Raw genomic sequence first — 21,675 nt, 5'->3', positions numbered from 1 at the left:
GAGCTGTCGGATGCGTGTCGCTGTGGTCGCCGATGCCCACCTGGGCGGTCCCGGGGGGAGCGGGGAAGAACTGGCCGAACAGCTCCGGGCGCTCGAGACCGGGCGCTGCGCCCGGGTGCTGTTTCTCGGCGACCTGTTCCACCTCTGGATCGGCTCGCGCCGTTTCGAGACACCCGAGGTGAGGCTGCTCGCGTCCGTGATCCGTGATCTGAGGAGCCGCGGCATCCGGGTTTCCTACGTGGAGGGAAACCGCGACTTCTTCGTCGCCCGTGGCGCGTACGGCGATCTCTTCGACGACTACGGCCTGGAGGTTCGCTTCGAGGCCGGCGGCCTGACGTATCTCGCGGTGCACGGCGATGGGTTGAATCGTCACGACTGGCGCTATCTCTGCTGGCGCAGGTTGTCGAAGAACCCGATCAGCCGATGGCTGGCCTTCCGGTTGCCGGTTGCGTTCGGCCGCCGGCTCGTGACCTCGACCGAGCGGGGGCTCTCCGGTACCAACCTGGAGCACAAGAGCCGGATTCCGGAGGGGGCGATCCGGAGTTACGCCGCCCGCCGTCTCGCCGAGGGGTACGACGTGCTCCTGCTCGGCCACTTCCACGCCGCGCGGCAGTGGGCCGTCGGCGGCGGAGAAGTGCGGATCGCGAATGCCTGGTACGACGACAGGGAGTTGCTGTGGCTGGGATGAACGAAACCCTGCCGGATCCCTATCCGGTACGGCGCGCCGGCCGCGTGGAGGGAGTCGTCGAGCCTCCGGGCTCGAAGAGCATCTCGCATCGGGCGCTCAACCTGGCGCTCGTCGGACGGCGGCCGGCGACGATCCAGAACCTGCTCGAAGCCGACGACATCGCCGCGTTCTCGGACGTCCTGGAGCGCATGGGGTGGCGGCTCGAGCGCGTCTCCTGCGGCGGAGTGCGGGTCGAACCACCGCGAGGTGGCCCGCCCGATGGGCCGGTGCGACTGGACTGCCGGAGCGCCGGCACCCTGCTGCGGTTCCTGGTCGCGAGCTGCGCGGTGACACCGGGCGACTGGATCCTCGACGGGTCGCCCCGACTCCGCGAACGACCGGTGGGTCCGCTTCTGCGAGCGCTCCGCGGACTCGGCGCGAGGATCGACGAAGTCGGCCGACCGGGCTGCGCCCCGGTGCGGGTCCGCGGGGGCTCTCTCAACGGCGGCCGGATCGAAATCGACGCCGGAGAGTCGAGCCAGTACGTGTCGGCCCTGCTGATGGCGGGCCTGCGGGCGGAGGGGCCGATCCAGCTTCTCGCGCCGTTTCTCGTCTCTAGTCCCTATGTGGACACAACTCTTCAGGTCATGGCCGATTTCGCTTCCTCCGTAGGGTCCGCATGCGCTGGCGGCGCGCGCGAGTTCCGGGTCGAACCTCACCGGCCGGAGGCGCCGGGAGGTCACTACCGCGTCGCCGGCGACGACTCCGCGGCGGCCTATCCCGCGGCGGCGGCCGCGCTGTGCGGCGGCCGCGTGCGGCTCCGGGGACTGGCCGCGGCCTCGACCCAGGGGGACCGCGCCTTCCTGGGGATCCTCGAGCGGATGGGCGCCCGGGTGCGGATGACGCCGGAGGCGATCGAAGTCGAGGGCGGGGGCTCCCTGGGCGCGCTCGACTGCGACCTCTCCGGGATGCCCGACCAGGTGCCGACCCTCGCCGCGCTCGCCGCCTTCGCGGACGGCGAGACGACGATCCGCAACGTGGCGCACCTGAGGATCAAGGAGAGCGACCGGCTGGCCGCGATCGGAACCGAGCTTCGGCGGGCGGGCGCCTCGGTCGAAGAGCTGCCGCACGGCCTGCGCATCGAGGGGAGTCCCGATCTTTCCGCGGCCCCCGGTTCTTCGCGCGTCGCGGTCGATACGTACGACGACCACCGCATCGCGATGAGTATGGCGCTCGTGGGCCTCCGCCGGGGAGGACTCTCGATTCGGCGCCCGGAGGTGGTTGCCAAGTCCTATCCCGGCTTCTGGACCGACCTTGAGGGAATTACACGATGACTGCGACTCTGCGTATCCGTCACCAGGCTCTGGAAGCCGTTCCGGACGATGTCGACGCCGTCGGTCTCTCCGAGAGCAGGCTGAACGATCGGCAACGGGCCGGTCTGCTACTTCAGGGTGCTGCGTTGCTCGCCCATCTGCAGATCGCCGGGTGGCGTTTGCCGTCCTGGACCGGAGTCGTCGTCGATGGGCGCGGGGTGCTGCGCATCGAGACGGGCATGGTACGGAAGGGGCGGGACGGTCGCTTTCCCCAGACCGTACTGAGGCAGTTCGCCTCGTTGCTGTTCGGCAGCGAGGACATGGTCGGCCGGAGCTCGGTGAGGGCGGCGCTCCGACCCGTGGTCGCGGGTTGGTGCGACCTCCTGCTACCGCTCCCCGCGAATCGCTTGGTCGCGGACATTCTGGATCACGCTCCCTTTCTGTGGGGAGACGAGTACGGAACGGCAAGGCGGTCGCTGGTTGGCGTCCACGAGTACGGACGGGGCGAAGAAGTTGTGGTCGTCGGCCATTCCAGGTGGCGGCGCTCGCTGTTGCGTGTTGCCGGGGCCGACCTCGAACGGCTGCTTCTCGTTCTCGGCGGCGGCGAGGCACTGGACCATTGGCTGGGCGACAGGGCTTCGGGCGGGCCAATCGACTGGATCGCCCAGGGTGATTGGCGCCGAGCGGTGGACGAGGCCCGGCGGGAGCCGCCGACCGAGCGGTCAGAGCGGAGCGCGTTGGCGAGAGCACTGCTCGATGCCGGGCAGTTCGAAGCCGCCCTCGCGCTGGTGGAGCGTTCTGACCGGACCGAAGACGTCCTGATCCGTCTCAAGGGTCAGGTGAGGATGGGTCGGCTCGTGGCGGCTCGCCGCACTCTGAGCGCGCTCGAGGACCGCCGTCTCGACCGTGCGGCAAAGCTCCAGCAGTGCGAGGAGGCGATCAGGATCCATGCGGCGGTGGGTCGCTCGGCAGGGCTCAGAGCCTGGGCGGAGCGGGCCCGCGAGGCCGCGGTCGGTCCCCTTGCCGATCGGTGGCTTGCGCTCGCTGCGCTGGCGCTGCGAGAGGTCGGTGCGGGCGAAGAGGTGGCCTCCTTGATGGACCGGACCAAGAAGCCGGAAGACTGGGGGTCGTGCCTGGCCCGGGCCCGTCTCGCCATGGACGGCGGCGGCTTCGAAGAAGCCGCTCAGGTCCTGGCGACGGCGCTCAAGCTGTTTCGGAGACAGCTTCCGGTTTACGACCGGGCCAGTCTCTGGAACGAGTTGGCGATCCTTCGGCTCTCAATGGACGATGACACCGGCGCGGAACGCGCCGCACGCGTTGCCGTAAGGCTCTTCCGGCACTGCGACGGACCCGCCGCGAGGGCCGCGGCGCACGGCAGCCTGGCGGAGGCGCGGATGCGCGGCGGCCGGCTCGACGGCGTCCCGGAAACGATCGACAGCCTGCGCCGCGCGAGCCTGATGGCCGGTAGCGCCGCCGGGACCATCGAAGCACGGCAACTCGAGGCGCGGCTGAACCTGACATGGGGCCGTTGGAGTGCGGCCCTGGAATCGTGCAAGTCGGTCCGGGACGAGTTGCGGAAACGGCAGTTGCAAGGAGGTCGGCGGCGGTCGCTCGGCCTGCTGTCGGCCCGCGCCCTGGTTCACCTGGGTCGCAGCGAGGAGGCTAGAGAGGAACTCCTGGCAGCGCTTCCGCTGCCGTTTGGGGACCGCTCGGCCCGGCGACGGTTTGGCGGCGACGAGCTGCCGCCAGTGCTTCTTCTTGCCGGGCTGCCGGAGGAGGCACGCGCTGCTGGTGCACGCGCCGCTTGCGAGGGGTTGTGGCAGGCGGTCGGCGAGAGCCGGGCCCCAAGCGACGACGATTGGCGCCGGCTCGAAGCGCAGGGGGCTTTCCGTTCAGCCATGGCGATCCATGATCTCGTCTGTCTGGGAGTCGCTGTACCGTCCAGGCTGCTCGGGGAGGCGGTGCAGACGCTGTCAGAAACCGGCGCCGAGGCCCTCGCGCAGCGAGTGGACAGCGCCCGGTTGGGCCCCTGGAGAGCTCTTCGCTCCTTCCTGGACGTGGAAGAGCTAGCGCCGGGGACATTTCATTCGTTGCTGTCCTCGGCCGGTCATCCCGAGGCGCGCATCGCACTCTACGAGTCGCCCGATGTCGGTGGGGAGGAGGAGCCGACCGAGGTTCTGCTGGCGGGACCCGGCGGCTCGGAGCAGTTCTCGATCGGCGCGCCCGCCGGCCGACTCGTACTGAGCGCGGACCGTATCGACGAACCGGCCCGCGCCCTGTTGGCAGTAGTTGCGACCCGGACGGCGTCGCGTCGCCCCCGTCACGTCCTGGAGTTGGGAGAGGCGAGGAATGTGACGGTGGGCGAAATGATCGGTCGCAGCAAGGTGCTGCTGGCGGCGCAGGAGCGGGTCGAGAAGCTGGCGGTGCACGATCTGCCCGTGCTGATACTGGGCGAGTCGGGTACTGGCAAGGAAATGCTTGCGCGGCAACTTCACGAATCGAGTGCGCGGGCCTCGGGGCCGTGGATGGCGGTGAACTGCGCCGCCCTTCCCGAAGGTTTGCTGCTGTCGGATCTGTTCGGACATACGAAAGGTTCGTTCACCGGTGCCGACAGCGAGCGGATCGGTGTCTTCGAGAGCGGAGACGGTGGCACGGTGTTTCTTGATGAAGTTGCGGAACTGCCAAAGGCGGCGCAGGGGATGCTCCTGCGTCTCCTGCAGGAAGGTGAGATGCGTCGTATCGGTGAGAGCCAGACGCGTCGCTTGGACTTTCGTCTCGTTACGGCGACCCATCGCGATCTCCTGGCGATGGTTGAGGCCGGTGAGTTCAGAGAGGATCTCTACTACCGGATCCGGGTGGCGAATGTCGACGCGCCGGCACTGCGTGATCGCGGCGACGATGTGATGTTGCTCGCGGATCACTTTCTCGAAGCGTTCAGCACCGACCGCGAGAGGCTGAGATTCAGCGAACGCGCCAGGAAGAAGATCCGGGAGTACCGTTGGCCTGGCAACGTCCGAGAGCTTAGAAACGCGATCGAGAGCGCGGTGGCGCTGGCCGAACACCCGGTGATCACGGCGAAGATGCTGGGACTTCGGAAGGAAGCGGGGCGCGCTCCCAAGGCGGAAAGTACCAGCTATCACCGAAAACTGGAACGGTATCGCCGAGAACTGATCCGCAAGGCGCTTGCCGACGCCGACGGGAATCAGGCGCGTGCAGCGCGCTCCCTGGGCCTGAGTCGCCAGGCATTGTCCTACCTGGTGAGAAAGCTGAACTACGATCCGTAGCGGACCCCGGTTTCTCTTGCTAGGTTCGCGCGCCGTTTGCTGCCGTTTCCTCTTTCCTGAAGATCTGCAGAATCGAAAGGAGAGGGATTCGTCGATGCGACACGGGTTCGCCGTGATGTTCTGCTATGGTCGAGCGGAGACGGATCGTCGTTCCCTGAGAGGGAACAGCGGACAAGTAACGAAGCTCGACATGAGGGGGTGCTGAAGTGAGTGCAGCGGCTGCTGGAAGGAAGAAGCTCTTGACATTGGGTGAGGTGGCTCGCCGGTCGAACGTCTCGATGGCGACGGCGCAGCGCTACAAGAAGCTGTACCAGGATCGAATCCCGTCGGAGGGCGAAGGACGAAAGCAGCGATACACGGTCGGGGCCGTCAAGGTGTTCAACCAGTTGAAGAAGGAACGGGTCTCGAAACGCCGCGGTGGCGGTCGCAAGCGGGGTGCCAGGAAGCCCGCGAAGACTGCCGCGTCCGGGACCGGCCTGCTGACCCTTTCGAGTATCGGCAAGCAGACCGGCATCTCCTATCCGACCCTGCAACGGTACGTGAAGTTGTTCGGTGATCGGATTCCGCATGAGGGTGAGGGCCGCAAACGCCGTTACCATCCGGATTCGGTCGCGGTCTTCCGGCAGCTTCGGGCGGAGAGCAGGCCGGGCCGGAAACCCAAGGCAAAGGCTGCCCCGAAGGCCAAGGCGCCGGCAAGGCGGCGGAAGGCGCGCGCCAAGGCCGCTCCCCCAAGCGCACCGGCACCGAAGCTTCTGACGCTGACCGCGATTCGGCAGCAGACCGGGATCTCGGGCCCGACCCTGCAGCGCTACATGAAGTTGCATGGGGACCGGATTCCGCACGAGGGCGAGGGCAGGAAGCGCCGCTACCACCCGGAAGCGGTGGATGTGTTCCGTGAGATCCGGTCCAAGAGCAAGCGGGGTCGGAAACCGAAGATGAAGGTCGAGGCAGCGGCGCCGGCGAAGAGGCGGAAGGCGCGGAAGGCCCGGCCGCGGAGAAAGGCCGCGCCGGCCGCGGCGGCGAGCAGCGTCGAGGCCCGCCTGGCAGCGCTCGAGGCCCAGGTCAGTCAGGTGCTGAAGAAGCTGGAGCAGCCGATCACGATCACGCTCAGAGCCGACCGCTAGCCCTCAGGCCAGGTGATCCCAGCCCTCCTGGGAGAGGGGGTCGAGGCTTCCGTCCCGTCTCAGCAGGCCCATGCCGGGCCTGCTTGAGACGTGGCCGATTCGCCGGCAGCCGGGGTGCTTGAAGGTCGCGTTGGCCGGCAGCGTGAACAGGAGGACGTAGTCCTCGCCGCCGCCCAGGACGAGGTCGAGCGGGTCCAGGCCGAGGTGTGCGGCCAGCCGGCCGGCGTCGGCGCGTGGAGCGATCGCCGGCTCTTCGAACACGCAGCCGACGTCGCTCGCGAGGCAGAGCCGCCCGGCGTCGACCGCGAGGCCGTCCGAGATGTCGATGGCTGCTCCGGTCGGAGATCGCCTGCCGAGGATCAGTCCGAGTTCGAGCTGTGGTCGAGGTTCCAGGTGCCGGCGCACGACCCGGCTGGCTGTGCGGGCTAGATCCGGTGGAAGTCCTTCCGGCAGCCGCGCCTTGCGCCCGGCGATCCGGGCGCCCCGTCTGACCAGTTCGAGCCCCAGCCCGGACTCGCCGACCGCGCCGCCGACCCAGAGTTCGTCGCCGGCACGGGCGGCACCACGGGTCAGGGGATGGCTGCCTCGCGGTACTTCTCCGATCACGGTCAGGCTGGCGTCCAGGTGGCCCGGTGACGAGGAGCGGGCGGTGTCCCCGCCGATCAACTCGATTCCGTAGCGGCGGCTGCGTCGAACGAGTGCCGCCAGGAAGCGTCGCGCGCTCTGCTCGTCGTCGAGGCCGAGCGCGAGGAGCGCCCAGCGCGGTTCGGCGCCGGTGGCGGCGAGGTCGGAGAGGCTGACCGCGAGCAGCCGCCGCGCCGCGGCCGCCGGATCGAGATCGGTTGGAATGTGGACATTCGCTCGCTGGGTGTCGACGCTCAGGGCAAGTTGCCGCTCGCCGATCTCGAGCAGCGCCGCGTCGTCGCCGATCCGATCCCCCGAGCCGGCGAGGTTCGCGAGCCAGGCGGTCAGCCGGTCTTCGCGGCCGGCCATGACTGCCGATGCTCCGGGTCGCGCAGCGCGGCTTCGAGAACCTGATCGAAATGGTCGACGAAGACCAGTTCCAGGCCGCGGGTGACCGCTGCCGGGATCTCGGAGAGGTCCCGGCGGTTCCGCTCGGGCAGGATCACCTTGCGAATCCCCGCGCCCCGCGCGGCGAGGAGCTTCTCCTTCAGACCGCCGACCGGAAGGACCTCGCCCCTGAGCGTGATCTCCCCCGTCATGGCGATCCGGTGATCGAGGGCCTGGCCGGTCTGGACGGACACGATGGCCGCGGCAATCGTGATGCCGGCCGACGGACCGTCCTTCGGAACCGATCCGGCCGGGACGTGAATGTGGAGATCGTTCCGTCGCAGGAAGTCGGAACGCGAACCCCCCGACCCCTCGGAACTCGCGGCTCGCGCGCAGCTCAGCGCGGCCTGGGCCGATTCCTTCATCACTTCGCCCAGTTGACCGGTGAGGACCAGCTTGCCCTTGCCCCGGGAGGCCGCTACTTCGATCAGCATCAGGTCGCCGCCGGCCGCGGTCCACGCGAGTCCGGTCGCCACGCCGATCCGGTCGCGGTCGAGCAACTCCTCGCTGTAGTGCCGCGGCTGGCCCAGCAGACCCTTGAGCCTGGCGGGGGTGACCCGCAGCTTGCGATCGTCCCCGCGCGCCGCGCGCACCGCGGCCTTGCGGCACAGGGTTGCGATCTCGCGTTCGAGATTACGCACGCCCGCTTCCTTCGTGTAGCCGCGGATCAGGCCGCGCAGTGCGGCGGAGGTGATTCCCAGGGCCTCTTCGGTCAGACCATGCTCCTCGGTCGCCTTCGGAATCAGGTGGCGCCGTGCGATCAGCACCTTCTCGTCCTCGGTGTAGCCCGATAGGCGAAGCACCTCGAGTCGATCGAGAAACGCGGGCTGAATGGGTTCGAGCAGATTCGCCGTGGCGATGAAGAGCACCCGCGACAGGTCGTAGTCGACGCCGAGGTAGTGGTCCCTGAACGTGGAGTTCTGTTCGGGGTCCAGGACCTCGAGCAGGGCTGCCGCCGGGTCGCCCCGGTAGTCGCTGCCCAGCTTGTCGATCTCGTCCAGCATGAAGACGGGGTTGCTGGTTCCGGCCTGGTTGAGTCCCTGGATGATGCGCCCCGGCAGGGAACCGACGTAGGTGCGCCGGTGGCCCCGGATCTCGCCCTCGTCGCGGACGCCGCCGAGGGAGATCCGCACGAACTTGCGGCCGATGGCGCGCGCGACGGAGCGGCCGAGCGACGTCTTGCCGACGCCGGGAGGGCCGACCAGGCAGAGAATCGGTCCCTTGGCGTCCGGCTTGAGGCGCCTCACCGCCAGGTACTCGAGGACCCGCTCCTTGATGCGGTCGAGATCGTAGTGGTCTTCGTCGAGGACGGCGCGGGCATGGTCGAGGTCGATGCTGTCCTCGCTCACGGTGGACCACGGGAGTCCCGTCAGCCAGTCCAGGTGGCCACGGATCGTCGCGTTCTCGGCGCTGTCGGGAGAGCTGCGCTCGAGCCGCCGGACCTGGCGCTCGACCTCGGTGGCGGCCTCCTCGGTCAGGCCATGTTCGTCGACCGCGTGGAGGTAGCGGTCGATGTCGCCGTGAACGTCGTCGCCCTCCCCGAGTTCGTCCAGAATGGCCCTGAGTTGCTGGCGCAGGAAGTACTCGCGCTGGCTCCGGTCCATCTCGCTTCTGGCCTGCGCCGAGATCCGCTGCTGCATGCTGAGCAGCTCGATTTCCTGGGTCAGCAGGTCGCCGACCCGACGCAGCCGTGCAAGTGGCGGGATCGTCGCGAGGACGGTGCGGGCTTTCGCCGGCTTGAGGCCCAGGTTGCTGGCGGCCAGATCGGCGAGCCGGCCGGGGCGGTCGAGATTGGCCGCGATCACCATGACCTCGGAGGAGATGTCCTTGCCCAGGTTGACCGCGGTCTCCAGGCCCTCCTTGACGCTGCGGACCAGGGCCTCCGCCTCGAGCCGGTTCTGATCGTCCTCGTCTTCGTCGACTTCGACCACGCGGGCTCGCAGAAAGGGGTCGGTCTGGCTCAGGTGCTTCAGCCGGGCCCGGGCCAGGCCCTGGATCAGGATCCGCACCCGGCCGTCCGGCAGCTTCAGCATGCGCATGATCGATGCGGCCGTGCCGATCTCGTCGAGATCGTCCTGCCCCGGCTCTTCGATCGTGCCGTCGCGCTGGGGCGCGAGAAGGATGATCCGGTCGCCACTCAGCGCGTCCTCGACCGCCAGCAGGCTGCGGTCACGGCTGATCGAGAGGGGCAGGATGATGTAGGGGAAGATGACCGAGTCCTTGAGCGGCAGGACGGGCAGCACGTCGGGCAGCGAGATGACGTCGGACTGCCCGTGGTTCAGGGTCTCGGCCATGCCCTCACGGTACCAGCCGGCGGGGCGGCCGGCGCACGTTTTCGGACCGGTCCGCGGTGGGTCAGTCCTTGCGCGAAGCCTCGAGGAGCGAGCGGAGTTCGGCCATGAAGGCGTCCACGTCCTCGAACTTCCGATAGACGGAGGCGAAGCGGACGTAGGCGACCTGGTCGAGGGTCCTCAGGCGGTCGATCACGAAGTTCCCCAGCTCGCTGGTGGCGATCTCGCGATCCTCCTTCCGGTGGAGCATGGCTTCGGCCTGGTCCACGATCTCCTCGAGTGCCGGCAGCGCCACGGGCCGCTTCTCGCAAGCCTTGAGCAGGCCGGCCAGGAGCTTCTGCCGGTCGAACTCCTGCCGGCTGCCGTCCGACTTGACGACCCGGTAGGCGATGTTCTCGATCTGCTCGTAGGACGTGAACCTGCGGTGGCAGCTCAGGCACTCCCGGCGGCGCCTGACCGTCTCGCCTCCACGGACGTCGCGCGAATCGACCACGCGGTCGTGGTTGGCGGAGCAGAACGGACATCTCATGGTGCGGACGGACGGGCCGAACTCCGGGCCTGCGTCGCGCTGCGGCGCGCCGCTAGCGGCGCCCGAAAACTACCAACAAGGGCGCCTCCCCGTTGTAACATGCGGGGCCTATGAGCCGCGTCGGCGACCAACTCAGCGAGCGCGACCGGGAGATCCTGCGCGAGGTGATCGCGACGTACCTGTCGTCCGGCGAACCCGTGTCTTCCCGTCGGGTCGCGAAGGACCGGCAGATTCAGCTGTCCGCGGCCACGATCCGCAACGTGATGGCCGATCTGGAGGACATGGGATACCTGCGCCAGCCCCACGTTTCGGCGGGCCGGCTGCCGACCGAGGCCGGCTTTCATCTCTTCATCGACGACCTGATGCCGGCCGAGAAGGTCAGCGACGACGATCGCCGGTTGATCGACGATCGGCTGCAGACCGCGAGGGGCACCGGAAAGGAGTTGACCGAGGAGACCTCCAAGCTGCTTTCCCAGCTCTCCCACCACGTGGGCGTCGTGCTCACCCCCGCTCTCGGCGCCGCGGTGATGAGGGCGATCGAGTTCGTGCCGCTGAGCGGCCGCAAGATGCTCTGCGTGGTCGTGGCGGAGAACGGGTTCGTGGAGAACAAGCTGGTCGTCACGGACGAACTGATTCCGCGCGAAGAGCTTGTGCGCATCTCGAACTACCTGACGGAGAACTACGCCGGGCGGAGCCTGTTCGAGATCCGCGAGGAACTGCTGCGCATGATGAGCGACGAGCGGGCCCGTCTCGACGAGATGCTGCGCCGTGCGATCGAACTTGCCCGGGACGGAATGAACATGGGCCACGCGCCCTCTCTCGTCGTCGACGGAACGCACAGCCTGTTCGATGCGTCGCCGAACATGGCCCGGATCGAAGGCATGTTCCAGATGTTCGCGGAGCGCGCCCGCCTGGCCGGCCTGCTGAACCGCTGTCTGGACGCGGATGGCGTGCGCGTGGTGCTTGGCCAGGATTCGCGGCTGACAGAGGAACTCGGTTTCGGCCTCGTCGTCCGCGGCTACCGTGCCGGAGACGGGGTCAGCGGATCGATCGCGGTGGTGGGGCCGGCGCGCATGGAGTACCCGCGCATGGTGCCGCTGGTGAACTACCTGGGTGAACGTCTGTCCGAGGTCCTGGCCGGCGGCTTGTAACCGGAGCGTGAGGCATGACAGTTGAGCCGAAGGAGGGACCTGAGAGTCAGGTTCCCGCACAGGAGAGCAGCGAGGCGGAAGCCGGTGCGTCCGCCGAGGGCCAACTGCTTGAGTCGGTGGCGGGGGAGGACGGCGCTCCGCCCGGCGCCCTTGACCAGCTCCAGGAAGAGCTGTCGGCGACCCGGGAGCGGCTGCTGCGGGCTCTGGCCGACCTGGACAACCAGCGCAAGCGGATGGACCGCGAGCGCCAGCAGTTGCGGACGAGCTACCTGTCCGCCCCGCTGCGGGAGTTCCTGGAGGTGGTCGACAATCTCGATCGGGCGCTTGGGTCCGAAGCCGCGGCCGACGACTTCCGCGCCGGCGTGGAGATGATCCGCCGGCAGATGGGGGATCTCCTGCGCCGCTTCGATGTCGAACCGGTGGAGAGCCTGAACGCCGTCTTCGATCCCAATCTCCACGAGGCAGTCGCGCGGGAGGAGAGCGCCGACGTCGACGAGCCCACGGTTGTTCAGGAACTGCAGAGGGGTTACACGATGCGGTCGGCGCTGCTGCGCGCGGCCATGGTCCGGGTCGCGATGCCGGCTGCCCCGGTGGCTCCGGAGGGCGCGCCGCCGGATGGAATCGACGCGCCGGACGGCCCCGCGGCCGAGTCGGACGCCGCGGGCGGCGGCGCATAGGCCACCATGCCGCGTGACTACTACGAGGTCCTGGGCCTCGAGCGCTCCGCCAACCTGCAGGAGATCAAGTCGGCGTATCGCAAGCTGGCTGTGCGCTACCACCCGGACCGGAATCCGGACGACGGCGCCGCGGAGGAGAAGTTCAAGGAGGCGGCAGAGGCGTACGCCGTGCTCTCCGATGCGGAGAAACGGCGCCGTTACGACCGCTTCGGCCACCAGGCGTCGCCGTCGGGCGGCGGGTTCGATCCGACGATCTTCGCCGACTTCTCGGACATCCTCGGCGACGTCTTCGGCTTCGGCGACATCTTCGGAAACCGGGCCGGCCGCACGCGCCGGCGGTCCGGAGCGGACCTGCGGTACGACCTACGCCTGTCCTTCGAGGAGGCGGCCTTCGGCACGGAACCCAAGCTGCGCATTCCGCGGCTGGAGCACTGCGACACCTGCGGCGGGAGCGGCGCGGCGCCGGGATCGGGTCCGACCGCCTGCCGCGTCTGCGCCGGCCGCGGCCAGGTCCAGTACAGCCAGGGCTTCTTCTCGGTGGCGCGTACGTGTCCCGACTGCCGGGGCGCGGGCACGGTGATCCGGGATCCCTGCACGGGCTGCAGGGGTCGGGGGTTGACCGAGCGGCAGCGCTCGATCCAGGTCCGCGTTCCGGCCGGCGTGGATACAGGTTCCCGGCTGCGCCTCCCGGGCGAGGGCGAGCACGGTCGCCAGGGCGGCCCGCCGGGAGATCTCTACGTCGTGATCGAGGTCGCACCGCACGAGCGCTTCGTGCGCCGCGGCACGGATGTGCTGAGTTCGGTCAGCATACGCTTCCCACAGGCGGTGCTCGGCTGCGCGATGGAAGTCGAAACGCTCCACGGCACCTCGAGCCTGGAGGTGCCGCCGGCTACGACGCACGGGTCCACCTTCGTTCTCAGGTCCCAGGGCATTCCCCGCGTCGACGGCCGTGGACGTGGAGATCACATCGTCGAAGTGCTGCTCCAGGTGCCGGCGCCCAGGGATCTGTCGGAACGGGAACTCGAACATCTGCGCGCCCTGGCCGAGCTGGACGAGGACAGCGGCGCCACGATTCGCGAGGCGCGGAGCGTGTTCGATCGGGTCGTGGCCTTCTTCTCGGGATCCGGCCAGAAGGGCAGGCCCGGGGCGGGCGAGGGCAAGAGGACGTCCGAGGCCTGAGCTGGAGCGGCCCATGATCCACCTGCTGGTCGCCGGCGACGATCTCGACCGCGACGCGGTCGAGATCGAGGGGGACGACTACCGGCACCTGTTCCGGGCGCGTCGCCTCAAGGTGGGTGACCGGGTGCGGCTCGTCGACGGTCGGGGTGGCGCCCGCTGGTCGGTCGTCGGCGGTGTGGAGGCCGAACGGGCACGGCTGGACCTCGAGGGACCGGCCCCGACCTTCGAGCCGGCCCGGCGCCTGACGCTGCTCGTCTCGGTGGTGCGTCCCGAGCGGGCGGTGTGGCTGGTGGAGAAGGCGACCGAACTCGGAGTGAGAAAGCTGCAGTGGTTCGTCTCGGAGCGCACGAGCCGCGCCTTCACAGCGCGCGCTCTCGACCGGCAGAGGCGGGTCGCCAAGTCCGCGCTGGAACAGAGCGGAGGCGCCTGGCTGCCGCGGATCGGCGCGCCGGTCCCGCTGGAGGAAGCCGGTGACCTTGCGGGAGCGACCGTGCTCCATCCGAGCGCCGGGACAGCACGTTCAGCGGTCAGCGCTGCCCGGACCCTCGTGATCGGCCCGGAAGGGGGCTTCAGCGAAGCGGAGATCGCGTGGTTCACTGACCGGGGAGCGACTCTGGCCGGGCTTGGCCCGCGCGTCCTGCGGACCGAGACCGCGGCGGTCGCCGCGGTCGCCGTGGCTCTCTGCGGGTCGTGACGGCGCTAGTCTCCGGACCAACGGAGGACCAGGTGCGGAAGTCCAGATCGAAACGGGAGCGGAACCCCAGGTCGGCCTACGACAGGGGACTGGACCTGCTCGCGCGGCGGATGCACTTCGCAGCCGAACTGCGGATGAAGCTTGCCCGCCGCGGCTATCCGGACGTGGAAATCGAAGGAGCGATGGAACGTCTGACCGCGGGCGGCTTCCTGAACGAGCAGGAGGCCGCCAACATGCTCGTGCGCTCGCTTCAGCGCCGCGGCTACGGCCGGCGGCGGCTCGAACTCGACCTGAGGCGGCGGGGGGCCGACCCTTCGGCGGCCGGTGCCGCCCTCGAGCACGTGGGCGACGAGGACGAACTGGAGCGGGCGGGGTCGGTGGCCGCGCGCTGGCGCTCGTCCCATCCGTCGCGCGACGCCGCCGCCCTGGCCCGGCACCTCGAGCGTCGCGGCTTCGCTCCCCGTACTATTGGCGCCGTCCTGTTCGACTCGGCCGATGACGCGGCCGGGGAGGCACGGGTGCGGAGTCACAACTCATGTTGAGTCGGGATATCAGGCGCAGCTTCATCGACTTCTACGCCGGCCGCGGGCACGCGGAGGTGGCGAGTTCGCCGCTGGTCCCGCGTGACGACCCGACCCTGCTGTTCACGAACGCCGGCATGGTCCAGTTCAAGAACTACTTCCTCGGGCTGGAGCAGCCGGATTCGCCCCGCGCGGTGACCTCCCAGAAGTGTCTTCGGGTGTCGGGAAAGCACAACGACCTGGAGAACGTCGGGCCGAGTCCCCGCCATCACACGTTCTTCGAGATGCTGGGGAACTTCTCCTTCGGCGACTACTTCAAGGAAGAGGCGATCGCTTCGGCCTGGGAACTGGTGACCGGGCCCTGGGGCCTCAAGCCGGAGCACCTCTTCGCCACGGTGTTCGAGCAGGACGACGAGGCCGAGGACCTGTGGTTGCGGATCTCCGGCCTGCCGCCCGAGCGGGTGCTGCGCTGCGGTGAGAAGGACAACTTCTGGGCCATGGGCGACACCGGCCCCTGCGGCCCGTGCAGCGAGATCTTCGTCGACACGGCGCCGGACCTTCCCGAGGTGGGCTGGGACGAGGGAGAGGGTTCGGGGCGCTATCTCGAGATCTGGAACCTGGTCTTCATGCAGTTCGAGCGCCACGAAGATGGCCGGAGCGAGCCGCTACCCGACCCCTCGATCGACACCGGCGCCGGCCTGGAGCGGGTGGCGGCGGTACTCCAGGGGGTGGACTCCAACTACGACACGGACCTGTTCGGCTCGATCCTGGATGCTGTGGCCGGAGCGGCGGGGAGCGAGTACGGCCGCGATCCGGACTCGGACGTGTCGATGCGGGTAGTCGCCGACCACCTGCGTGCGGTCGGCTTCCTTCTCGCCGACGGGGTGCTGCCGAGCAACGAGGGCCGCGGCTACGTGTTGCGGCGCCTCCTCCGCCGGGCCTCTCGCCACGGCATGAAGCTCGGCTTCGAGGAGCCGTTCATGGCGTCGCTGCTGCCGTCGCTCGAAGAGGCCTTCGCCGGTCACTACGCGGAGCTCGAGAAGGCCCGCGAGCCGTCGTCGGCGACGATCACGGCCGAGGAGAACCGGTTCCTGGAGACGGTCGCGGTCGGGGCCGGCAAGGTCCAGCAGGCGATCGAGGAGGCGCGGGCCGAGGGCCGTTCCGTGCTCGACGGCGAGGCGACGTTCCGTCTCTACGACACGTTCGGCCTGCCGATCGAGACGGTGCGGGAGATCGCCGAGGAGGAGCAGTTCAGGATCGACGAGGCCGGCTTCGAGGCGGCGCTTGCCGAGCAGCGGGAGCGGTCGCGGCGGGTGACGGCGGCCGTCATGCCGGCCCGGTTCGAGTTCTCGGGTCTGGGTCCGCGCGTCGAGTCCCCGTTCGTCGGGTACAGCGATCTGGAAACGGAGGCGCGAACCGTTGCCATCGCGTCCGGCGACGGCGAACCGGCCCGTCAGGTGACCGCCGAGGGCTTCGTCGTGTTCGACCGCACCCCGTTCTACGCGGAGGCCGGAGGACAGGTCGGAGACGTGGGTCTGGTGGAGTGGAACGGCGGCAAGGCGCGGGTTCTCGATACCTTCCGCGACGGCGGCCGCATCGTGCATCGAATCGAGGTCGTCGATGGTGAACTCGAGGAGGACGCACGGGTCGAGCTCGAGGTCGACCGCGAACGCAGGGAGTCGGCCCAGCGCCACCACACCGCGACCCACCTCCTGCATGCCGCTCTGCGCCAGCATCTGGGCGCGGGAGTGCGCCAGGCTGGCTCCCTGGTCCATCCGGACCGGCTGCGCTTCGACTTCACCCACGGCGCTCCGGTGACGGAAGAGCAGCACCAGGCGATCGAGGACACGGTGAACGAGTGGGTGCGGCGCGCGGTGCCGCTTACGATCGGCGAGCGCTCCTACGACGAGGCGGTGGCAGCCGGAGCGATGGCACTGTTCGGCGAGAAGTACGGTGACCGGGTCCGGACGGTCGAGGTCCCCGGGTTCAGTCTCGAACTCTGCGGTGGCTGTCACGTTCTAAACACGGGCGAGATCGGCGCGGTGACTCTGGTCGGGGAGCGCGGCGTGGCCGCGGGGGTGCGCCGCATCGAGGCGCTCGCGGGCGACCGCGCCGACCGCCTGCACCGGAGCCAGGCCCACCTGCTGGGCGCGCTGGAGGCGGAACTCGGCGCGTCGGGAGACGAGGCCGCGGCGGAGGTGCGGGCGCTCAAGGAGCGCTTGCGGGCCGCGGAGAAGGAGCTCTCCCAGCTCCGCCTCGGGCTACTGGCCGGCGACGGCAAGGCGGAGCGGGGACAATCCGGTGACGGCGAAGCCCGCTCGATCGGGGGCGTCGACGTCGTCCTGCGCGAAGTGCCCGCCTCGAACGTCGGTGAACTGCGCAGTCTGGCCGACGTGCTCCGGAGTCGACTCGGCTCGGGGGTCGTCGTGCTGGGCGCGCGGGACGAGGGCAAGGTGAAGCTCGTCGCCTCGGTGACCAGGGACCTCCAGGATCGGGTCGACGCCGCGGCGGTCGCCCGCGCGATGGGTTCCGCGATCTCGGGCAGCGGCGGCGGCCGCCGTGACTTCGCCCAGGCGGGGGGCCGGGCCGAGAACCTGCTGCCGGCCTTCGCGGCCGCCGAGCGGTACCTCGAAGAGAGCTTGAGCTAAGCCCGAACGGAAACCGGAATGGCGAGCGAGCGCGAAACCGACCGGCCGCTGCCGGCGGCGCCGTCCCTTCGCGCCGGCCTGAACCTGCCGAACGCGTTGACGCTCAGCCGCATCCTGATCGTCCCGCTGCTGGTCGTGGTCCTGTTGACGAACATCGACGGCTGGGAGTTCTACGGTCTGGGCCTGTTCCTGATCGCGTCGCTGACGGACTTCCTGGACGGGTTCCTCGCGCGGCGCCGCAAGCAGGTGACCGCGCTGGGCAAGCTGCTCGACCCGGCGGCGGACAAGATCCTGACGTCGGCCGCGTTCATCGCGCTCGTAGGCCTCGGTCTGGCGCCGGCGTGGATGGTGGTCGTCGTCATCGCGAGGGAGTTCGCGGTCTCGTCGCTGCGGTCGCTCGCCGCGGCGCAGAACGTCGTGCTTGCGGCGAGCTTTGCCGGCAAGGTCAAGACGACGACCCAGATCGTCGCCATCTCGCTGCTGATCATCTCGGGCCAGTTGGGCGCCCTGAACCTGCTGGCGCCGCTCTCGCTGTGGGTGGCCCTGGCCGCGACGGTCTACTCCGGCGTCGAGTACTTCGTGCGCAACGGCCGCACCGTGCTGATGGCCTTCGGCGACCGATCTTGATCGAGCGCGCCCTGGCCGCGGTGGCCGCCTTCGCCCGGCGGCGGTATCGAGCGGTGTTCGTCGTCGCGGCGCTGCTGGTCGTGCTCTGCGTCTTGTCCGCGACGACGCTCCAGTTCGACACCGAGGTCCTGAACCTGCTGCCGGACGACGATCCGGTGGTGACGACCTTCCGGTCGACGATCGATGACTTCGGCAGCCTCGACTACCTGCTGGTCTTGGTCCGCCTGCCGGAGGGTCAGCCGCTCGACCCCTACCTGTCCTTCGTCGACGAGCTCGGATCGTCGATGGAAGAGCTCGAGGAGATCGACTACGTCGAGTACGACCTCGGCGAGTTGCTGGAGTTGTTCGAACTCTTCTCTGCCCATGCCTTCGTTTACCTCGACGAGGAGGGCCGGGAGGAAGTGGCGCGCCGGTTGACGGACGACGGCCTCAGGCTCCAGATCGCCGAGTTGCGCCGGAGCCTCTCTTCCCCTCAGGCGCTGGTGCTGCGGGACCTGATGCTGCTCGACCCGCTGGACATCCATGAGGTCCTGGTGGATCAGTTCTCACTCGCTCGCGGCGGCGTCAACGTCGACTGGACCTCGGGCTACTTTCTCTCGACCGACCAGTCGCGGGCGCTCCTGATCGCCCGCCCCGCGCAGCCGGCCCAGGAGGTCGAGTTCGGCCGGCGGTTGCTGGCGGCGATCGACGAGTCGACGGCCGACCTTCTGTCCCGCTGGCCGGAGATCGCCGGCGAGGAGGGGGACGGCGAACCGCTGCCTCCGCCGGAGGTGGCTCTCGGCGGCACCTACGTGACCGCCGTCTCGGACGCGGGCACGATCGTCACCGGGCTGGCGTCGAACATGGCGACCTCCCTGGCCGGCGTGCTCCTTCTGTTCGCCCTGGCGTTCCGGCGTGTGGGGCTGATCGTCTATGCCTTCGTGCCGCTCGCCTTCGGGCTGGTGCTTGCCTTCGGTTTCGCCGGCACCGTGCTCGGCGAGCTGAACGCGCTGACCAGCGGTTTCGCGGCCCTGCTGGTCGGTCTGGGGATCGACTTCGTCATCGTTTCCTACGGACGCTACGTCGAGGAGCGGCGCCGCGGGGCAGGCCTGGGAGCAGCCCTGGTGGCGATGAGCGGTTCGTCGGGCCGAGCGGTCTGGACCGGGGCGATCACGACGGCGGCGACCTTCTACGCCTTCATGGTGACCGACTTCGTGGGCCTGCGGCAGATGGGGCTCCTGACCGGCACCGGCATCCTCTTCTGCATGGTCTCGGTGCTCGTGCTGCTGCCGGCGATGCTGGCATGGCGAGAGGATCATCGCCGGACCGGCGGACGGATGCCGAGACTCGTTCTGCACGGTCTCGGCGCTCGCCGTCTGGTCCGCTGGAGCTTCGAGCGGCCGGTCTTCGTGATCTGCGCCTGCGCGGCGGTCACCGCGGCCACCGGCGCCCTTGCCCCGCGTCTCGAGTTCGAGGACGCGATCAGGGAGCTTCGACCGGAGGGGAATCCGGGCATCCAGGTCGAGGAGGAAGTGGCCGCCTACTTCGGGTCCGGACTGCGCTACACGATGATCGTTCTCTCGGCTGCGACGGAGGAGGACGCCCTCGAGCTTTCCATCCGCGCCGAGGAGGGAGCCCAGGAACTGGTGGACCGCGGGATCCTGGCCCGGACGGACGGGATCGGCAGCCTGATTCCCTCGCCGGCCAACCAGGCGGCGGGGCACGACTGGCTGGATCGTCACCGCGAACTGCTCGACAGGGAGCGTCTGCACGAGCTGTTCGAGCGCTATGCCACGGAAGAGGGACTGCGCGCGGCGCCCTTCCGCCGCGGGATCGATCTGCTGGCGGACGCCGGGGCCAATCGCGAGCCGGTGACCGCGGCCTCGCTCCGCCGCTCGCCGGTCGTCGAACGGAGACTGGACCGGTACCTGAGCGGGGACGAGGGCGAAACCAAGTTGGTCGTCTACCTTTACCCGCCGCCCGGCGAGGGTCGCCGCAGCGCGCCCCCCGGGGCGGTCGAACTGGCCGAACGACTGGGTCCGCAGGCGGAGGTCACGGGCGTGAACGTCGTCGGCGAACGGCTCCGGAACGCGATTCGCGTCGATGCAGTGACGGCCTCGATCATCGGTCTCGTTCTCGTCGCGCTGCTTCTGTTCCTGGACTACCGCTGGCTGGCGAGCACCCTGCTGTCCCTGCTGCCGCTGTGCGTCGGGGTCGTCTGGATGCTCGGGATCATGGTGTTGATCGGAGAGGACATGAACTTCTTCAACATCTTCGTCGTCACGATGATCATCGGCATCGGCGTCGACTACGGGGTGCACATGGTCCATCGCTGGCGCGAGGTCGGCTTCGGCCCCGAGGCGCTTCAGGGTGAACGCCTGGTCGAGTCCCTGGGCGAGACCGGCAAGGCGATCGTGCTCGCCGCCGTCTCGACCAGCGTCGGCTTCGGATCGCTCGCCCTGTCGCACTATCCGGGCCTGCGCTCGATGGGCTACGTCGCCATCCTCGGCGCCGCGGCGACGGCCCTGGTCTCGATCACCCTGCTGCCGGCGCTGGTTTCGCTCGCTCGCCGGCGCGCGGCGAGACTCTCCTGATGTTCGAAGGTCTCAAGGACAAGCTCGAGGGGGTCTTCCAGTCCCTGCGCTCGGAGGGCCGCGTCTCCGAGGACGACGTTCGGCGCGCCGTGCGCCAGATCCGCCTCGCCCTGCTCGAGGCCGACGTTCACGTCCGGGTCGTGCGTTCCTTTGTCGCGCGGGTGCAGGAACAGGCGCTGGGAGATCGGGTGCTGAAGAGTCTGACCCCCGATCAGCACATGGTCCGTATCGTGCGGGGCGAGCTGGTCGCCGTGCTCGGGGAGCCGGGGAGCGAGCTCCAGCTCGAGGGGCGTCCGGCCGTGGTCGTGCTCTGCGGCCTGCAGGGCTCCGGCAAGACGACGACCGCGGGCAAGCTGGCCCTGCGGCTGCGAGGCCAGGGCCGGAACCCGGTTCTGGCCGCTGCGGACCTGCGGCGGGCGGCGGCGGTGGAGCAGCTCAGGCAGGTCGGCGAAGCGGCGGACACGACGGTGCTGGAGCCGCAGGCTGGGGAGAAGCTGGAGGCGTTTGCCGATCGGGCGCTCGGCGCGGCGCGCGAGGGCGGTTTCGACACGCTGATCATCGACACGGCGGGCAGGCTCCACGTGGATGCGGAAGAGATGGCGGCGCTGCGGGCTCTGGTGGACCGCGTCGACCCCTGCGAGACCCTGTTCGTCTGCGACGCGATGACCGGCCAGGACGCGGTGAGGAGCGCTTCCGCCTTCGCGGACGGGGTGCCGCTCACGGGCGCGGTGATGACGAAGCTCGACGGCGACGCCCGCGGCGGCGCCGCGCTGTCGCTTCGGGGCGTCACCGAGGTCCCGCTGCGGTTCGTCGGCGTCGGTGAGCAACTCGACGACCTCGAGCCCTTCGCGCCCGACCGGCTCGCGTCCCGCATCCTCGGCATGGGCGATGTGCTCTCCCTGATCGAGAAGGCCGAGCGGGTGGTCGACCGGGAAGAAACGGAGCGCCTCGCGGAGCGCATCGCGCGCCAGGAGTTCACCCTCGAGGATCTGCGCGACCAGTTGCGGCAGTTGCGTCGTATGGGGCCTCTGACTCAACTCCTCGAGCTGCTGCCTGGGCAGTTCCGCGGCGCGAACATGGCCGACGCTGCCTCTGAGAGCCGGCTGGTCGCGGTCACCGCCCTGATCGACTCGATGACACCGCGGGAACGGCGGAACCCGGCGATCCTCAACGCCAGCCGGCGCCGGCGCATCGCCCGCGGCTCCGGTCGCACCGTCCAGGAACTAAACCAGTTGATCAAGCAGTACCGGCAGATGAGGAAGCTGATGAAGCGCACCCGCGGCAAGTGGATGCAGGGGATCCGGGGGATGTAGCTGCGCGCGGCGC

General features: G+C 69.3%; 16 protein-coding genes. 13 read left to right on the top strand and 3 right to left on the bottom strand.

What is annotated here, in order from left to right:
• The first annotated feature begins 10 nt into the window (after positions 1 to 10).
• The 4 genes from OXG83_17820 (at position 11) to OXG83_17805 (ending at position 6,388) form a co-directional block, all read left to right on the top strand.
• Complete coding sequence (locus OXG83_17820) at positions 11 to 688, top strand: UDP-2,3-diacylglucosamine diphosphatase (GenBank protein ID MCY3966873.1); 678 nt, start codon at positions 11 to 13, stop codon at positions 686 to 688.
• Positions 685 to 2,001 carry a 3-phosphoshikimate 1-carboxyvinyltransferase gene (aroA, locus tag OXG83_17815; GenBank protein MCY3966872.1) on the top strand — a complete coding sequence of 439 codons (1,317 nt, stop codon included), beginning with the start codon at positions 685 to 687 and terminating at the stop codon, positions 1,999 to 2,001. The genes OXG83_17820 and aroA overlap by 4 nt, the downstream gene beginning before the upstream one ends.
• On the top strand, positions 1,998 to 5,264 hold the full coding sequence (locus tag OXG83_17810; protein ID MCY3966871.1) for a sigma 54-interacting transcriptional regulator: 3,267 nt from the start codon (positions 1,998 to 2,000) through the stop codon (positions 5,262 to 5,264). The genes aroA and OXG83_17810 overlap by 4 nt, the downstream gene beginning before the upstream one ends.
• Positions 5,265 to 5,503: 239 nt before the next feature.
• Positions 5,504 to 6,388 (top strand): hypothetical protein, encoded by an 885-nt coding sequence (locus OXG83_17805; protein ID MCY3966870.1) that lies wholly within the window; start codon positions 5,504 to 5,506, stop codon positions 6,386 to 6,388.
• Positions 6,389 to 6,391: 3 nt separating this feature from the next.
• Here the strand turns inward: OXG83_17805 and thiL are convergent, their stop codons facing one another.
• The 3 genes from thiL to nrdR all read right to left on the bottom strand — a co-directional run bounded on the left by thiL (position 6,392) and on the right by nrdR (position 10,279).
• Positions 6,392 to 7,381 (bottom strand): thiamine-phosphate kinase, encoded by a 990-nt coding sequence (gene thiL, locus OXG83_17800; GenBank protein MCY3966869.1) that lies wholly within the window; start codon positions 7,379 to 7,381, stop codon positions 6,392 to 6,394.
• Positions 7,357 to 9,753: an endopeptidase La gene (gene lon, locus OXG83_17795; protein MCY3966868.1), complete on the bottom strand. Its 2,397-nt coding sequence runs from the start codon at positions 9,751 to 9,753 to the stop codon at positions 7,357 to 7,359. Before lon ends, thiL begins: the two co-directional genes overlap by 25 nt.
• A 61-nt stretch (positions 9,754 to 9,814) precedes the next feature.
• Complete coding sequence (nrdR, locus tag OXG83_17790) at positions 9,815 to 10,279, bottom strand: transcriptional regulator NrdR (GenBank protein ID MCY3966867.1); 465 nt, start codon at positions 10,277 to 10,279, stop codon at positions 9,815 to 9,817.
• A gap of 110 nt (positions 10,280 to 10,389) precedes the next feature.
• Here nrdR and hrcA point away from each other — a divergent pair, with 110 nt between their 5' ends.
• The 9 genes from hrcA to ffh all read left to right on the top strand — a co-directional run bounded on the left by hrcA (position 10,390) and on the right by ffh (position 21,662).
• Positions 10,390 to 11,430 (top strand): heat-inducible transcriptional repressor HrcA, encoded by a 1,041-nt coding sequence (hrcA, locus tag OXG83_17785; GenBank protein ID MCY3966866.1) that lies wholly within the window; start codon positions 10,390 to 10,392, stop codon positions 11,428 to 11,430.
• 14 nt (positions 11,431 to 11,444) lie between these two features.
• Positions 11,445 to 12,107, top strand: a complete 663-nt coding sequence (locus OXG83_17780) for a nucleotide exchange factor GrpE (protein MCY3966865.1) — start codon at positions 11,445 to 11,447, stop codon at positions 12,105 to 12,107.
• Positions 12,108 to 12,113: 6 nt separating this feature from the next.
• Positions 12,114 to 13,286 carry a molecular chaperone DnaJ gene (gene dnaJ, locus OXG83_17775; GenBank protein ID MCY3966864.1) on the top strand — a complete coding sequence of 391 codons (1,173 nt, stop codon included), beginning with the start codon at positions 12,114 to 12,116 and terminating at the stop codon, positions 13,284 to 13,286.
• A 13-nt stretch (positions 13,287 to 13,299) separates the two neighbouring features.
• The gene (locus OXG83_17770) at positions 13,300 to 13,980 is read left to right on the top strand and encodes an RsmE family RNA methyltransferase (protein ID MCY3966863.1); all 681 of its coding nucleotides are present in this window, start codon (positions 13,300 to 13,302) and stop codon (positions 13,978 to 13,980) included.
• A gap of 32 nt (positions 13,981 to 14,012) precedes the next feature.
• Positions 14,013 to 14,522: a regulatory protein RecX gene (locus tag OXG83_17765; protein ID MCY3966862.1), complete on the top strand. Its 510-nt coding sequence runs from the start codon at positions 14,013 to 14,015 to the stop codon at positions 14,520 to 14,522.
• The gene (gene alaS, locus OXG83_17760; GenBank protein ID MCY3966861.1) at positions 14,516 to 17,149 is read left to right on the top strand and encodes an alanine--tRNA ligase; all 2,634 of its coding nucleotides are present in this window, start codon (positions 14,516 to 14,518) and stop codon (positions 17,147 to 17,149) included. Before OXG83_17765 ends, alaS begins: the two co-directional genes overlap by 7 nt.
• A 78-nt stretch (positions 17,150 to 17,227) precedes the next feature.
• Positions 17,228 to 17,776 (top strand): CDP-diacylglycerol--glycerol-3-phosphate 3-phosphatidyltransferase, encoded by a 549-nt coding sequence (gene pgsA, locus OXG83_17755; protein ID MCY3966860.1) that lies wholly within the window; start codon positions 17,228 to 17,230, stop codon positions 17,774 to 17,776.
• Positions 17,773 to 20,349, top strand: coding sequence for an MMPL family transporter (locus OXG83_17750; GenBank protein MCY3966859.1), 2,577 nt, complete (start codon positions 17,773 to 17,775; stop codon positions 20,347 to 20,349). The genes pgsA and OXG83_17750 overlap by 4 nt, the downstream gene beginning before the upstream one ends.
• The gene (gene ffh / locus OXG83_17745) at positions 20,349 to 21,662 is read left to right on the top strand and encodes a signal recognition particle protein (protein ID MCY3966858.1); all 1,314 of its coding nucleotides are present in this window, start codon (positions 20,349 to 20,351) and stop codon (positions 21,660 to 21,662) included. Before OXG83_17750 ends, ffh begins: the two co-directional genes overlap by 1 nt.
• Positions 21,663 to 21,675 lie beyond the last annotated feature (13 nt).

This window comes from Acidobacteriota bacterium (assembly GCA_026707545.1).
In the GTDB taxonomy this organism is placed as follows: domain Bacteria; phylum Acidobacteriota; class Thermoanaerobaculia; order Multivoradales; family Multivoraceae; genus Multivorans.
The sequence above is the reverse complement of the archived record's forward strand: the minus strand, read 5'-3'. Positions and strand labels throughout refer to the sequence as shown.